Annotated in this window: 11 protein-coding genes; 4 read left to right on the top strand and 7 right to left on the bottom strand. The window is 42.9% G+C overall.

Going from position 1 to position 13725, the window contains the following annotated elements:
• Window positions 1-346: 346 nt before the first annotated feature.
• On the bottom strand, window positions 347-1195 hold the full coding sequence (gene pssA / locus OPS28_RS14630; protein ID WP_265610208.1) for a CDP-diacylglycerol--serine O-phosphatidyltransferase: 849 nt from the start codon (window positions 1193-1195) through the stop codon (window positions 347-349).
• A gap of 251 nt (window positions 1196-1446) precedes the next feature.
• Between pssA and xdp1 (OPS28_RS14625) the strand changes: the two genes are divergently transcribed.
• From xdp1 (OPS28_RS14625) to prsT, 3 genes are all read left to right on the top strand, one after another.
• Window positions 1447-2229, top strand: a complete 783-nt coding sequence (gene xdp1, locus OPS28_RS14625; RefSeq protein ID WP_265610207.1) for an exosortase-dependent surface protein XDP1 — start codon at window positions 1447-1449, stop codon at window positions 2227-2229.
• A gap of 392 nt (window positions 2230-2621) precedes the next feature.
• A complete protein-coding gene (gene xdp1 / locus OPS28_RS14620; protein WP_265610206.1) occupies window positions 2622-3365 on the top strand; it encodes an exosortase-dependent surface protein XDP1 in 744 nt (247 codons plus the stop codon).
• A gap of 111 nt (window positions 3366-3476) precedes the next feature.
• The gene (gene prsT, locus OPS28_RS14615) at window positions 3477-6263 is read left to right on the top strand and encodes an XrtA/PEP-CTERM system TPR-repeat protein PrsT (RefSeq protein WP_265610205.1); all 2787 of its coding nucleotides are present in this window, start codon (window positions 3477-3479) and stop codon (window positions 6261-6263) included.
• Window positions 6264-6305: 42 nt separating this feature from the next.
• Here the strand turns inward: prsT and clpB are convergent, their stop codons facing one another.
• The 3 genes from clpB to rluD form a co-directional block, all read right to left on the bottom strand.
• Entirely contained in the window at window positions 6306-8879 is a 2574-nt protein-coding gene (gene clpB / locus OPS28_RS14610) for an ATP-dependent chaperone ClpB (protein WP_265610204.1), read from the bottom strand.
• A gap of 86 nt (window positions 8880-8965) precedes the next feature.
• The gene (gene pgeF, locus OPS28_RS14605; protein WP_265610203.1) at window positions 8966-9709 is read right to left on the bottom strand and encodes a peptidoglycan editing factor PgeF; all 744 of its coding nucleotides are present in this window, start codon (window positions 9707-9709) and stop codon (window positions 8966-8968) included.
• Window positions 9699-10691, bottom strand: coding sequence for a 23S rRNA pseudouridine(1911/1915/1917) synthase RluD (gene rluD / locus OPS28_RS14600; protein WP_265610202.1), 993 nt, complete (start codon window positions 10689-10691; stop codon window positions 9699-9701). The genes pgeF and rluD overlap by 11 nt, the downstream gene beginning before the upstream one ends.
• 167 nt (window positions 10692-10858) lie before the next feature.
• Here rluD and OPS28_RS14595 point away from each other — a divergent pair, with 167 nt between their 5' ends.
• Window positions 10859-11623, top strand: a complete 765-nt coding sequence (locus OPS28_RS14595; protein WP_265610201.1) for an outer membrane protein assembly factor BamD — start codon at window positions 10859-10861, stop codon at window positions 11621-11623.
• A gap of 12 nt (window positions 11624-11635) precedes the next feature.
• On the opposite strand, the gene OPS28_RS14590 is transcribed toward OPS28_RS14595, so the two are convergent.
• The 3 genes from OPS28_RS14590 to OPS28_RS14580 all read right to left on the bottom strand — a co-directional run bounded on the left by OPS28_RS14590 (window position 11636) and on the right by OPS28_RS14580 (window position 13606).
• Window positions 11636-12310: a zf-HC2 domain-containing protein gene (locus OPS28_RS14590; RefSeq protein ID WP_265610200.1), complete on the bottom strand. Its 675-nt coding sequence runs from the start codon at window positions 12308-12310 to the stop codon at window positions 11636-11638.
• The gene (locus tag OPS28_RS14585; RefSeq protein ID WP_265610199.1) at window positions 12303-12914 is read right to left on the bottom strand and encodes a sigma-70 family RNA polymerase sigma factor; all 612 of its coding nucleotides are present in this window, start codon (window positions 12912-12914) and stop codon (window positions 12303-12305) included. The genes OPS28_RS14590 and OPS28_RS14585 overlap by 8 nt, the downstream gene beginning before the upstream one ends.
• Before the next feature lie 86 nt (window positions 12915-13000).
• Entirely contained in the window at window positions 13001-13606 is a 606-nt protein-coding gene (locus OPS28_RS14580; protein ID WP_265610198.1) for an LON peptidase substrate-binding domain-containing protein, read from the bottom strand.
• Between the last annotated feature and the right edge of the window lie 119 nt (window positions 13607-13725).

Below are 13725 nucleotides of genomic sequence, written 5' to 3'. Positions count from 1 at the left end.
TCGTCGGTTGACACTCTTAACGAGTGCCCACACAGATTGTCTTGTTATAAATTGTTAAAGAACATTTTGCTTATCGGACTTACCGATAAATACGCTTTCCAGCTCTTGGCTTTTCAGCGTCTGAAAGGGCATTATTTGCGCTTCCAATCTTGCTTAAGACCTTGTCTCAAGCGGGATGCGTATGATACTTTGCTTCCCTATTTTGTCAACCACTTTTTGAAAAGTTTTTTAAATTTTTTCATCTTGTGGCTACCTCCCCAAACAACACTTTCTAACAAGTCTCGTTCGAAGAGGCGCGCATTTTACGCAGATAAATTGGAAGGTCAACCTCTTTTTTAAAAGAATTTTAATTTTCTTTGGTATTCTCTTTATCACTCTCATATTGGCGTGACTTTTCACTACTAGCCTTAGACGTTGAAGCTCTGTCTTCGACAGGTTCTTTAAAGTCGGCATCTTCTTCATGGTCACCCACGACATCTTCCAATGTAACTTTCTCTACTGTTCTAAACGTATTAATAGGCCCAGCCAATGCGTAAAGGGCAAATACTATAAATAGGACTAACGCGGGTTCGGTGGCAACAACAACGAAAACGAGCATTACTATTAAGATAGCGACAAATGGAACCTTCCCGTGCCAATTCACTTCTTTGAATGAATTGTATTTAAAGTTACTCACCATTAATAAGCCCGCAATACCAGTCACGACAGCTACGACCAAGCCATAATCGTCGCCGTTTACTCCATACTCCACGCCAACCCATACTAATCCAGCAACAAGAGCCGCTGCAGCCGGGCTAGCAAGCCCTTGGAAAAAACGTTTATCCGCTATACCCACCTGCGTATTAAACCTTGCAAGACGCAACGCCGCACCCGCAACATATATAAAGGCTGCCAGCCATCCAAATTTACCCAAGCCACTTAGCCCCCAGTTATAGGCTACTAATGCAGGCGCGACACCAAACGATACCATATCAGCCATAGAGTCATATTCAGCGCCAAAATCACTTTGGGTATTTGTAATGCGCGCAACCCTTCCATCTAGTCCGTCGAAAATCATGGCGACGAATATTGCTACCGCTGCGGCTTCGAAGCGACCGTTCATCGATGAGACAACAGCAAAAAAGCCAGAGAACAACCCAGCTGTCGTTAAAAGATTGGGCAAAAGGTAAATTCCTTTGCGTTTATTTTCAGGCATAAATCCTCAGTGTCAGAAAATTTTGCAGCATTATTCCATAAGCATCTGGTTTTAAACAGCCGCTAACACAAAAAGCTGCTCAAGTATCAAACCTAATACACTTATAAGTGCGGGTATACGATACGGATTGGTTATTTTGTTAAAATTTAAGCAATTAAATAATAATGAAGAATTTTAACAAACGTTAAGTTAAGCAAGTTATTAGTTTATATCAATAGCTTAAGTTAACTTTGTTAGTTGAGGAGCTAAGCATGAAGATGGGTAAGCGATTTTCTTTAGTATGTGCCCTTTACTTTGGCATCATTAACACCCCATATGCTGAAGATACGACATGGAATTTTGCTAACGTAACTGACTCGGGTAACCATTATGGAAACGAGATAAATATTTCACAGAGTGGTCAGAACGTTTCTGTATCTGCCTGGGCTGACAGTGGTGTGACGTGGGACAGAAATGGTCGCGGCAGACTCAACGGTAGTATAGAAACTGCAAAGATCGACTCCAATGGATGGGGGTTACTTAACTACAATAGGTTGTATGATTACTACTCGGGAAATAAGCGAGCTGATGGTCATATGGTTGACAACCACCTTGGGACCGACATGTTGCTTTTTTCGTTTGAAGAGGCTGTATCATTGTCTCGTCTAAATTTAGGCTGGGCTCAAGGAGGAACGTCTGGGCGAACATCAGATATTTCCATCGCAGCGTTTAGCGAATTGCCCGCTTTAGAAGGCAGTGACTGGAGCGAAGTAGTTAACAGCACCACATTATCGTTTAGCGGTACCTTTGCCAGTGTATCGACGGGTGGATACGATCTTACCAGTATTGCTACTGAAGCCAAATACTGGCTTATAGGTGCGTACAACTCTGTATTCGGAACCGCAAGAAGTGCCAGCCCTGGAAACGACGGGTTCAAATTGCTCGCTCTAACTACACATGCTAAGGAACCAACGGGTGACGTCTCTGCTCCTGCAACAGGTGCTTTGATGATAGCTGTATTAGGCTTGGTCATCTATCGTAGGCGTAATAATTAGCTTTACATTCCTTGCCCCCTCATTGCGGGGGCGATTAGTATAAAAAATAGTAGCTTTTTTATCTGCATTTTTTGTTAAAGTGAATGCGATATGAAGGGGTATAACCTAACTCGGATACTTTATTGACTTCTCGCTTGCGGCCTTCTGAAAGAATACTGATGAAAAAATGCTTGTCAGCCGCACATATCCACTTAGATTGTCCCCACCGATGGTTCATAATTAATTCAACTTAATATAACTATGCTTGGCACCGTTTAATTAGTGTCAGTTTTTTTTACAATCCCCCTTCATTAAATTCGCACCACTTCCTATAAGCGATTGATATATAGTCAAACTTCCCGACTGGCATGATGTGTGCTTAAAGTCTGCTGCCGTTAATTAGGAGTTGGTATATGAAATTGAGTAAGGGTATTTTCGCAGCGTTTGCCTTATGTTTGGGAAGCGCGCACGTTGCAATCGCAGAAGACACTACTTGGAATTTTAGCACGACAGGTGATACGCACTATGGTTCAGGAAACTATGACGGTAACACTATAACTCAAAATAAAACTGATAATTCAGTTATCGTTACTGCATGGTCTGATACTAGGGAAGCTGACAATCCTGATACTGTTCAAAATGCCACTGTTGCAAGTAATTCTCACGGGCTTTTAAATTATAACCGTAACAGTGGTGATAGCCATGCCATCGATGGATTTAACGATACCGACATGTTGTTATTTACTTTCGATGAAGCTGTATCATTAACCAATATTAATTTAGGCTGGGCCTACGATAACGGTAATTATGGCTATGCTGACATTTCGATTCTTGCTTTTAATACATTACCAACGTTAGCGGGTCAAACTTGGGAGCAAGTAAAAGATGTAAGTGCTTCGATAATTAACTTAGGTAATGTTGGTGTGGGAGGCCACGCTTTAACCGGTGTAGCAACTGAAGCTAAATACTGGTTAATTGGCGCATACAACTCAGTTTTTGGCTCTGCGGACGGAGCTATAGGTGGAAATGATAAATTCAAAATTTTGGCGCTTACTACACATGCCAGCGAGCCTACTGGCGAGGTTCCCACTCCGGCTACAGGGGCATTATTGGCAGTGTTATTGGCTGTAATAATGTATCGTCGGCGTGTGGTTTAACGATCATACTTGCCGCTCCCCAAGAAAGCCCCGTAAATACGGGGCTTTTTTCTTTCTAGTAACTTTATTACACTCTGTGAAACTATACTGAGGCTTACATTAGGAGTTGATGTGAAAAAGGCCCTTTCTGCTCTATTTATTTCTACTGCGTTGCTGGTATCAGGTGCGCAAGCGACGGTGGCTGATTCGTACGATAAAGCGTTACTTGCCTTCACTGAAGGTGAAGTGCAAGATGCCTATATCTTATTGAAAAATGTGTTGCAAGAGAACCCATCTCATTTGCCGTCTAAATTATTAATGGGCAGAATCCTGCTGATCGACGGTTATATAAGGGACGCGATAATTGAGTTTGAAGAAGTCTTAGAGGCAGGAGGCGATGAAAACTTAGTATTAGCGCCGCTCGCGCGCGCATATTTATTTTCAGGTAAATACGATAAAATTTATGACATGCTGCGTAAGCAAAAATTAGAAAGAGACACAAAACTTGCAATAGTGCTGCTCGCAGGTACAGCATATGTTCGCGAGAATGAAAGAGACAAAGCCATTGCTCTGTACGAAAAGCACTTACCCGCATATAGCAGTTCCGTTCCATTACTAACCAGTCTTGCCACTCTTTACATAGATAATGGCCGCTTGAACGAGGCAGAGCAACTGTTAAGCCAAGCCAAACAGATACAAGCACGCGATCCAGACATGCTTTTAGTTATGGCTAAATTAAATGAAAGCCGAAACGAATTCGATACGGCGATGACATTATATCGGCAGGCTTATGCCATTGCGCCCGAAAACCCTTCAGTGATGCGTGCGTTGGCTAGCGCCCTGGCGCAGCGGGGCCACTATGCAGAAGCCAGTGATTTGGTTAAAGAGATAGAAAAACAAACACCGGGCGATATCCAAAATAAGTTATTAAAAGCAAGAATTTTAGCACTTACAGAAAATCAGTTGGAAGCTGATAAAATTCTTACCGAATTAAGTGAGCAGCTCAGTCTTTTAACCGATCAGCAATTAAGTCAGAAACTAGAATTGAGCCTCATCGCAGGTGTAGTGGCTTATATTAATGGAAACCATGATTTAGCCAGCACCTCGTTATCAAGATATCTATCAGATCGGGACGCGACCCCTGAATTACTAGGTATGTTAATCGACTCTCTACTACGAGTTGGGTATGTGAAAGATGCGTTGAATATTCTAAAGAAGCATGAAGATGTGGTCGTTCAAAATATACAGGTTGCCAGTCTGGCTTGTGAACTTTATCTCACAATCCGTAGACGTTTTAAGTGTGAGCAGCTGATGCCTGCCATTGAAGCAAACTTTCCGAATACACCAGAAGTGGCAATACTGCGCTCAAAAATATTGCTTAATAAAGGTGAACGAGATGAAGCGTTAAGTTTATTAGCTGACCAGCTAGCAGATTCAGAAAAAAAGGAAGTTTTACAACTAAAAACGATACTATTAAGCCAACAAGAAGCGTTTGAAGATGCCCTTATCTATGCGAAGAAACTCACCCAAAAAGAGCCTGACAACGCAGGGTATCAGGTTTTACTCGCTGAAGTGTTAATCCGTATGGGCAAGCTAGATGAAGCCAGCGTCATCATTGATAAAGTACTGGAACAGCACCCGACGTTGATGGGGGCGATCGTTGGCAAAGCGCGTATAGACTTTGCTAACAATGATATTGAAAAGGCTAATGCTGGTATTAAAAAAGCATTGGAAATTGATAAGAAAAATGTATCAGCACTTCTGCTGGCTGGACAGCTGAACATTATTCAAAATCGTTTTGAACAAGCGATTGAACATCTTGTGTCAGCTAAAGCAATCAATAAAAACGATGTTCGCCCTCGGGAGCTGCTGGTTTCGGTTTACCAACAACAAAAAGATTACAGAAATGCACTAAGTGAAATCAATCAATTGCTGGCAATTAAGCGACTATCAGCAACTTATACGCTAAGAAAGGCTGAGTTACTCATTGAACTCGGCAGAAAAGAAGAAGCACAAAAACAACTAGATATTGCTTACGCTCATTGGACGACGCAACCGCAGCGTCTTATTCAACTTAGTAAGTATCAACTCTCTGCCGAAGACAAAACAGGTGCAAAAAAATCACTTACGACAGCAGTCGATATTGCGGGCGACGACATTATTCCCTATCTTGAACTGGCTCGTTTTTACATTCAACAAAACGATTTACCGTTAGCTGAAGATGCAACTCAAGCATTAATAGAGAAGTTTGGTGATAATCCAAATACTTTTCTCATCCGGGGAGAGCTTAGTCAAGCCAAAAAGAAATTTGAACAGGCTTTTACATTTTATAAACGCGCCCATGAAGCAAATCCGCAATTCACGTTAGCGATGATTAGAATGTATGAAATGGCACAAAACGGACATTTCCGCGATGAAATGACCCGCTATTTGAGTGCGTTAACTGAAATACAGCCAGATAACTATTTCGCTCGGCATCTACTCGCCGATATATACTATTTAGACAGGAGCTTTGCTAAGGCACTCCCCCACTACGAGGCATTGTTAACAGTTGAAGGTTTAACTAATCGTCATTTTGTCCTTAATAATCTTGCTAATATTTACGCCGAAAAAGATTTACAAAAGGCTCATACTTTTATAGACCAAGCGTTGCAAATTGCTCCCGATTCAGCATCTCTAATAGATACAAAAGGATGGCTACTCGCATTATCTGGCAAGCATAAAACGGCTTTAGATAAGTTACGTCAGTCCTATACGTTAAATGCCTCAAGCCCAAGCCTACACTACCATTTAGCTTACACCTTGGCCGAACTTGGTCGCTATGATGAAGCATTGAAGGTATTTGAAGAAAATAAAACATTTGAAAAATCCTTTCCCGAAAAGGAGAAAGCAATTCTCTTAAGAGACTCGTTGAGATAATCTTCTTGAACTTTAAGGCAGTGGCTTCAACCACTGCCTTTTTCACGACGACACGATCAATTGGTCTTCTTCACAATCAATTCTGATTGTTGCGTCTGGTAAAATATCCCCAGAAAGCAACTTTTGAGCTAGCGGATTTTCAATTTGCGTTTGAATAGCTCTTTTTAGCGGCCGCGCACCAAAAACAGGGTCGAATCCAGCATCGGCTAATTTATCCATTGCTTGAGCCGAGAGTTCAAGTTTGAATCCTTTTTCGGCTAAACGCTGACGTAATGAGGCCAGCTGGATTTTAGCAATAGACTTAATTTGTTCTTTGCCCAGAGGATGGAATACCACGATATCGTCTACTCGATTTATAAACTCTGGTCTAAAATGCTGACCGACCACTGACATCACCGCAGCTTTCATTTCATCATACTGGCTATCGTCACTCTTATCCTGGATGACATCAGAGCCAAGGTTAGACGTCATAATGACAACCGTGTTTTTAAAATCAACTGTACGCCCTTGTCCGTCTGTCAATCGACCATCGTCCAACACTTGGAGTAGAATATTAAACACGTCTGGATGAGCCTTTTCCACCTCATCTAACAAAATAACTGAATAAGGCTTCCTTCTTACTGCTTCTGTTAAGTACCCGCCCTCTTCATAGCCTACATATCCTGGAGGCGCGCCCACTAGTCTGGCTACTGAGTGTTTTTCCATAAATTCAGACATGTCAATACGTACCATTGCCTCTTCTGTATCGAACATAAAGCCTGCTAATGCCTTACAAAGCTCTGTTTTTCCCACCCCAGTGGGACCAAGGAATAAAAATGACCCGATAGGTCTGTTTGGGTCTGCTAAACCAGCTCTCGACCGCCGAATTGCGTTTGATACTGCGTTTACAGCTTCACTTTGCCCAACCACACGCTTATGCAGAACGTCTTCCATTCGCAATAGCTTTTCTCTTTCGCCTTCGAGCATTTTGGCCACAGGGATTCCAGTCCACCTGGACAATACATAAGCTATTTCAGCATCGGTTACTTTATTCTTGAGCAAGCTGGTTTCGCGTGTTTCGTTCTCAGCCGCTTTTTCCAGTTTCATTTCAAGCTCTGGAATACGACCGTACTGCAACTCCGACATTCTGCTCAGGTCAGAAGCCCTGCGCGCTATCTCTAAATCAAGCTTAGCTTGCTCCAGTTCTGACTTTATGGTTTGGGTGCCCTGCATGGCTTCTTTTTCGTCTTTCCATACAGATTCTAACTCTGAATATTTATTTTCAGCTTGCTCACGTTCAAGCTCTATAATCTCAAGTCGCTTATGACTTGCTTCATCTGTTTCTTTAGCTAACGCTTGTTCTTCTAGCTTAAGTTGGATGATTCTACGTTCAAGACGATCCATTTCTTCTGGTTTCGAATCTATCTGCAACCTGATACTGGAGGCCGCTTCATCAATTAAATCGATTGCCTTATCCGGCAATTGTCGGTCACTTATGTATCGATGAGATAAACTCGCCGCAGCCACGATAGCGGGATCGGTTATATCAACCGAGTGATGCAACTCATATCTTTCCTTTAAACCACGCAAAATAGCGATGGTATCTTCAACAGAGGGTTCGTTGACCAGAACTTTTTGGAACCGGCGTTCAAGGGCAGCATCTTTCTCGATATATTGGCGGTATTCATCTAATGTGGTGGCCCCAACACAGTGAAGTTCGCCTCTTGCCAATGCAGGTTTAAGCATATTGCCCGCATCCATAGCTCCGTCACCCTTGCCAGCGCCCACCATTGTGTGCAACTCATCGATGAACAGAATGACTCGTCCCTCTTCTTTAGAAAGCTCGTTTAACACTGCCTTTAGGCGTTCTTCAAACTCCCCCCTATACTTTGCCCCAGCGACCAACGCCCCCATGTCGAGCGCTAATACGCGCTTATTCTTAAGCCCCTCGGGCACTTCCCCATTAATGATTCGTTGAGCCAGTCCCTCAACGATAGCAGTCTTACCCACACCTGGTTCACCAATCAAAACAGGATTATTTTTAGTGCGGCGTTGCAAAACTTGAACAGTTCGACGTATTTCTTCGTCTCGACCTATAACCGGATCTAATTTGCCTTGCTCTGCCCGCTCGGTTAAATCGGTGGTGAATTTTTCGAGCGCTTGGCGCACATCTTCGGCGTTAGGATCGGTAACTTTTTGACCTCCACGCATGTTATCGATAGCATTCTCAATTTTTTCTTTTGAGGCACCAAGCTCTTTTAAAATTTCTCCTAATCGCCCTTTATCCTGTAACGCTGCTAAAACGAAAATTTCTGACGTAATGTATTCATCTTTACGCTGCTGAGCGATTTTGTCACACAGATTTAGCAGCATGCCACTATCTTTACTTAGCTGAATATCTCCACCAATACCTTCCACACGAGGGATACGTTCAATTGCTTGACTCAATGCAGAACGAAACCCGTTCACGTTAATACTTGCCTGGTCAAGAAGCGGTCTAACAGACCCTCCTTGCTGATTTAACATAGCTGTCATCAAGTGCACAGGCTCAATAAACTGGTGGTCTCTTCCTAATGCCAAAGATTGAGCATCAGAAATTGCAAGCTGAAATTTACTGGTAAATCTGTCAAGTCTCATAGCAGATCTCTTTTAAATTACGTCAACTGATTAATGGGTATGCAGAATGTTGCTTTCAAGAGAATAGTAGAAAAATTGGAAAACTTTCAGCGGCTGTTGATACCGATTACTGAAACCATGCGTCCTGTTGCTAAGAGTCCTTGGTGTTGTGCTCTGCGATGTGAAAAAAACAAAGATTCATTTTCGTAGGTACAAAGATTAGATAAGGTTACACGCGTAAGTCCAAAAGCATGTAATTGACAACGAGTGATTTCAGGTAGGTCTATAAATGCTTTTCCTACTGAATTTTTTTCGATCGTGTGGGGCCAAGCGCTGAACTTTTCCGAAAAATCGGCCTCAACCTCAAAACAGTTTTTACAAATGGCCGGCCCTATCCAAGCCAAACACTCTTCGGGTTTTGAATCCATTGACTGCAATGTATTTTTTATCACCCCATTCGACAGCCCCTTCCACCCCGCGTGGATGGCGGCGACTTCTGTGCCCTCCTTATTAGTAATCAATACTGGAACGCAATCAGCCGTCATGACTGCGCACCAATGCTGCTTACTCCGACTTACTGAGGCATCGGCAGTATCTGAAAGGTAAGGTAAAGTAACGCACGTATTACTATGCGTTTGTTTTAACCAACACAGCCTGGCGGAAAAAGGAAGCATTGAGCGGTTATGCAACACATATTCAGGGTCGTCATCAACATGCAGGGCGATGTTATTTTCGGAATAAGGCTCATCAGCTGCTGCGTATCCGCTATTATTTAAACGAGTTGAAACATAGGCCGTAATATTCGTCGGCCTATCCCAGTCGGGGCTAAACCACGCGTAGTTAATACTCATCTAACGGGTTAAGTCGGGTATCCTCACGCACCGCATCGATCAACTCAACCATATCTTGTGGAAGCGGCGCTTGCCATGTCATCCACTCCTCGGTCTCAGGGTGATGCAAGGATAGCTGGGCAGCATGAAGTGCTTGCCGTTTATATTGACGCAACGTATTAACAAATTCTTCAGACGCACCCTTTGGTAGCTTTGGACGACCACCATAAGTGATATCCCCTACCAGCGGATGTTTTATATACGCCATATGTACACGAATTTGGTGGGTACGCCCCGTTTCAAGCTTCAACCTGACATATGTATGGGCGCGAAACTTTTCAATAACACGATAATGGGTAACTGCTGGTTTTCCTGTTTCTCGCACCGCCATGTGGGTACGTTTGGTAGCATGTCGACCGATAGGCGCATCAACAATACCCCCTGCAACCATGGTTCCCATTGCCAGAGCCTCGTACTCTCGACTCATGCTGCGTTGTTGAAGTTGCTCAACCAGATGAGTTTGCGCCGGAACTGTTTTAGCGACTACCATCAGCCCGGTTGTATCCTTATCGAGACGGTGAACGATCCCGGCTCTAGGTACCTTGTCAATATTAGGTACATGAGCCAACAAGGCATTCAATAAAGTGCCGTCTTGATTACCTGCTCCTGGGTGAACCACCATATCGGCAGGTTTATTTATAACGAGAATATGGTTATCTTCATAAACAATATTTAGCTTGATATTCTGGGGTTGACTGGTTAACTGAACTTCAAGTTCTGCATTTAGCTCAATCAGTTCATGCCCCGTTACCTTTTGCCGTGGAGTGCTTACTATTTCACCATCGACGACGAGTTTACCAGCCTGGATCCAAGTTTTTAACTTAGAGCGTGAGTACTCCGGGAATAAATCAGCAACAACCTGATCTAATCTCTGTCCGAAATGACGTGGTTCGGCTTCAGCTTGAAGATGGATATTGTTTGTATCAGTATGGGTTTGACTCATAATACCTGAGTAATCGCGAAAACCGTTAGTATAACAAGATTTGACTCAATTCGTTGCAAACTTTATTGGTTTTATCTAGTGCTTTGAAGACTGATTGCGTTAGAATGCCTTCAATCAGTTGTGTCAATTTAGACACCATTAATTAAATGGCAGGAATGTAATACGCTATGAAATCGACTCGATTTATTTTGCCGGTGCTTTTAGGGGCAGCTATAAGCTTGTCTGGATGTAGCTCATCAAGTGACGAAGAAAAACTGGCATTGGCGAATATGGGTGCCCAGCAGCTTTATGAACGAGCAAAACAAAGTATGGCAGCTGGAAACTTTAGTAACGCAGCAGAAACGTTAAGTGTGCTCGACTCACGCTACCCGTTTGGTCCACTTTCTCATCAGGTTCAGCTTGATTTGATTTACAGCTACTACAAAGCCAGTAAAACAGATGAGGCTCTAGCCACTATCGACCGTTTTTTGCGGTTAAATCCAAATCATTCAGACGTTGACTATGTACGCTACATGCGTGGCCTGACAAATATGGATGCCGATAATAACCTTTTTCAGGATTTGATGGGAATTGACAGAGCAGATAGAGATCCGGAAAAGTCACGAGAAGCATTCAATGACTTCAGAAAACTGATAGAAGAGCATCCCGATAGTAAATATGCCGCCGACGCTCACAAGCGTATGGTACATATTAAAAACCGCCTTGCACGCTATGAAATTGCGATCGCCCGTTTCTATATGCGCAGGCAAGCATATGTAGCAGCAGCTAACCGAGGCCGATACGTTATCGAACACTATCCAAATTCGGATCAGGTTCAACAGGCTCTGGAAATTATGGTTTCAAGCTACGAAGAATTGGGTTTGGAAGAGCTAAAACAAAATGCGTTAAAAACCTTAAAGCTAAATTATCCTGACAGCGATTTCATTAGCTAAAGTAAACGCGCACTAAAAATAGAGATGACTTGATGGGTTTAGCAGGTTTGTTAAACCCGTCGAGAAAACTAACGGTTTTTCAAGCAAAGTAAATAGCAGACATCCTTTTTCATCATTGCTGTGAGGCGCCTTAGAAGCGTCTTTTGCAATAGCGACAAAATCGCCCTTCCGATAAACTTTATTACCCTCGTTCAATTCTCCGTCAATCACCAGCCAGAACGATTTCCCACCATATTTATGTTCGGGAATATGGCCTCCCTTTTCTAAATACATAAAACTGGCTTGCCACTTACTGCTAAATTCTATTCCTGCTTGCCAGGTCTTACCCGCTAAATACGACCACCCGCCTGCTTTTATTGCGAATTTACGTAAGGTGCGAGGCAAGGTAAAACGCAAACTATCCAATCGAATATACTTGCTGAAGTGAGAGCTACCTTGAACAGGCTGAGCTGATTTGATAGTAGATGAAGTTATGTTTTCCACCATTGAATCATGTTGAAACGGATACAACATAGGTTCATTTAAATGAAAAACTTTTGCCGCAAGCAATTCCGTTTTTTGATGAAACTCGTCGTTACACCTTGCGCACAAATCTACGTGTGCAGAAAGCACTACTGCTTCTTCTGGTGTTAACGCCCCTTCTGCGAACAATGTTAATTGTTCGCCAGTAGGGTGGAAATTAATCATCGTCGTTAAGCATACCTTTTAGACGTTGAAGCGCTAGGCGTGTTCTCGATTTAACCGTACCTAGAGGAATGACTAACTCATCCGCAACTTCTTGTTGAGACTTACCGTCGATATATATAGCTTCAATGACAGCTTGTTGCTTTGGCGGAAGCGATTCAAACATGAACCCGATTTGTTCAAGAGTAATTTGTTCATCCAGGGATGCTTCTTTTACGTCCGCCGTTTGTTCGCACAAAACTGGCCATAGATCATCTGAACACACGTCCTCTTTTCTGTTTTGTAATTTGCGCAGCATGTCAAAACGGATATTGCGAGCTATGGTAAAGATCCAGGTTGATGGCGACCCTTTCTCCGCGTTAAACAAGTGGGCTTTTTGCCAGACATTAGACATCGTGTCTTGAACTAGCTCCATCGCTAACGCCTCGTTACCCATCTGTTTAAGCGCATAAGAGCGTAAACGTGGCGCAAAATAACTAAAAACTCGACCAAACGAGGCTTTACAACGTTTGTCAGCCACCGCAACGATGTAATCAGACATCTCGCTGGCACAATCTCTTGGTTTAATGACACTATTGCTTTGTTCCAATGGAATTCCAACTAACATATAGGTTCGTCCGCGTTTTCAGAATTAATTGTCAGATCCCGATAAATGAAAGTTTAAAGCGTCGACCTACCCAAAGTGACCACAAGTCAAGACACTCGGGGTACCTTATCCACCATTACCTCATGTAAAGCGAATAAGTAACTCAGCAATTCTTTAGCGTCTTTCTGAACCAAAAAATGCTGTTTTTTCTTTGCGTCAATTGGTAACAACTCTAACCACCTGAATAATACCCAGTTTGAGTCAGAAAACTTAAGCTCATCGTATTGTTGAGCTAAGTCTGTAAACTGCGCAAAAATTTCCTTTAAACGTTCGTCCATGGGAGCGATCTGTTGGGTAAGCTGTTGTGCATTCCAAACTTGGTATTTTTTACAATCTGCCCTTTGCAAACCATCAAATTCGGTAACAACATTATCTACCTCAACACAGTACTCACCAGCAACCTTTATGCCAAGTAGTCCATCGGGTAATGTATTGAAGTCAATTACGCGTACAGCCGTGCCTATGGGTAATATTTGTTGGTTCTGAGCAATATTTACGTGATTACAATGCATACAAATTACAAACACGGTATCCGTTGCGCACGCGTGCTTAACCATACGCAGGTAACGGGGTTCGAAGATTCGCAAGGCCATTCTACCGCCTGGCAGGATGTGCGCTGACAAAGGGAAAACAGGAAGCTTTTCCGCGTTCATTAACACCAAACGAGATTTGCAGAATTTTCCTAGCTACGCTATGAAAGAATATTTGGATCGTTCTGATAAGCCTCGTCGAATAAGGGCTGGCAATGTGATCCACTCCCTTAAAAAGTATG

This window comes from Alteromonas sp. ASW11-130 (assembly GCF_026183735.1).
Lineage (GTDB): Bacteria > Pseudomonadota > Gammaproteobacteria > Enterobacterales > Alteromonadaceae > Alteromonas.
This window is presented reverse-complemented; position numbering and strand designations above follow the sequence as displayed.

What these genes read in the sequence shown, in the direction of transcription:
- pssA (WP_265610208.1), bottom strand. Translation starts at nt 1,195, where the DNA reads ATGCCTGAAAATAAACGCAAAGGAATTTACCTTTTGCCCAATCTTTTA.
- xdp1 (WP_265610207.1), top strand. Translation starts at nt 1,447, where the DNA reads ATGAAGATGGGTAAGCGATTTTCTTTAGTATGTGCCCTTTACTTTGGC.
- xdp1 (WP_265610206.1), top strand. Translation starts at nt 2,622, where the DNA reads ATGAAATTGAGTAAGGGTATTTTCGCAGCGTTTGCCTTATGTTTGGGA.
- clpB (WP_265610204.1), bottom strand. Translation starts at nt 8,879, where the DNA reads ATGAGACTTGACAGATTTACCAGTAAATTTCAGCTTGCAATTTCTGAT.
- pgeF (WP_265610203.1), bottom strand. Translation starts at nt 9,709, where the DNA reads ATGAGTATTAACTACGCGTGGTTTAGCCCCGACTGGGATAGGCCGACG.
- rluD (WP_265610202.1), bottom strand. Translation starts at nt 10,691, where the DNA reads ATGAGTCAAACCCATACTGATACAAACAATATCCATCTTCAAGCTGAA.
- OPS28_RS14595 (WP_265610201.1), top strand. Translation starts at nt 10,859, where the DNA reads ATGAAATCGACTCGATTTATTTTGCCGGTGCTTTTAGGGGCAGCTATA.
- OPS28_RS14590 (WP_265610200.1), bottom strand. Translation starts at nt 12,310, where the DNA reads ATGATTAATTTCCACCCTACTGGCGAACAATTAACATTGTTCGCAGAA.
- OPS28_RS14585 (WP_265610199.1), bottom strand. Translation starts at nt 12,914, where the DNA reads ATGTTAGTTGGAATTCCATTGGAACAAAGCAATAGTGTCATTAAACCA.
- OPS28_RS14580 (WP_265610198.1), bottom strand. Translation starts at nt 13,606, where the DNA reads ATGAACGCGGAAAAGCTTCCTGTTTTCCCTTTGTCAGCGCACATCCTG.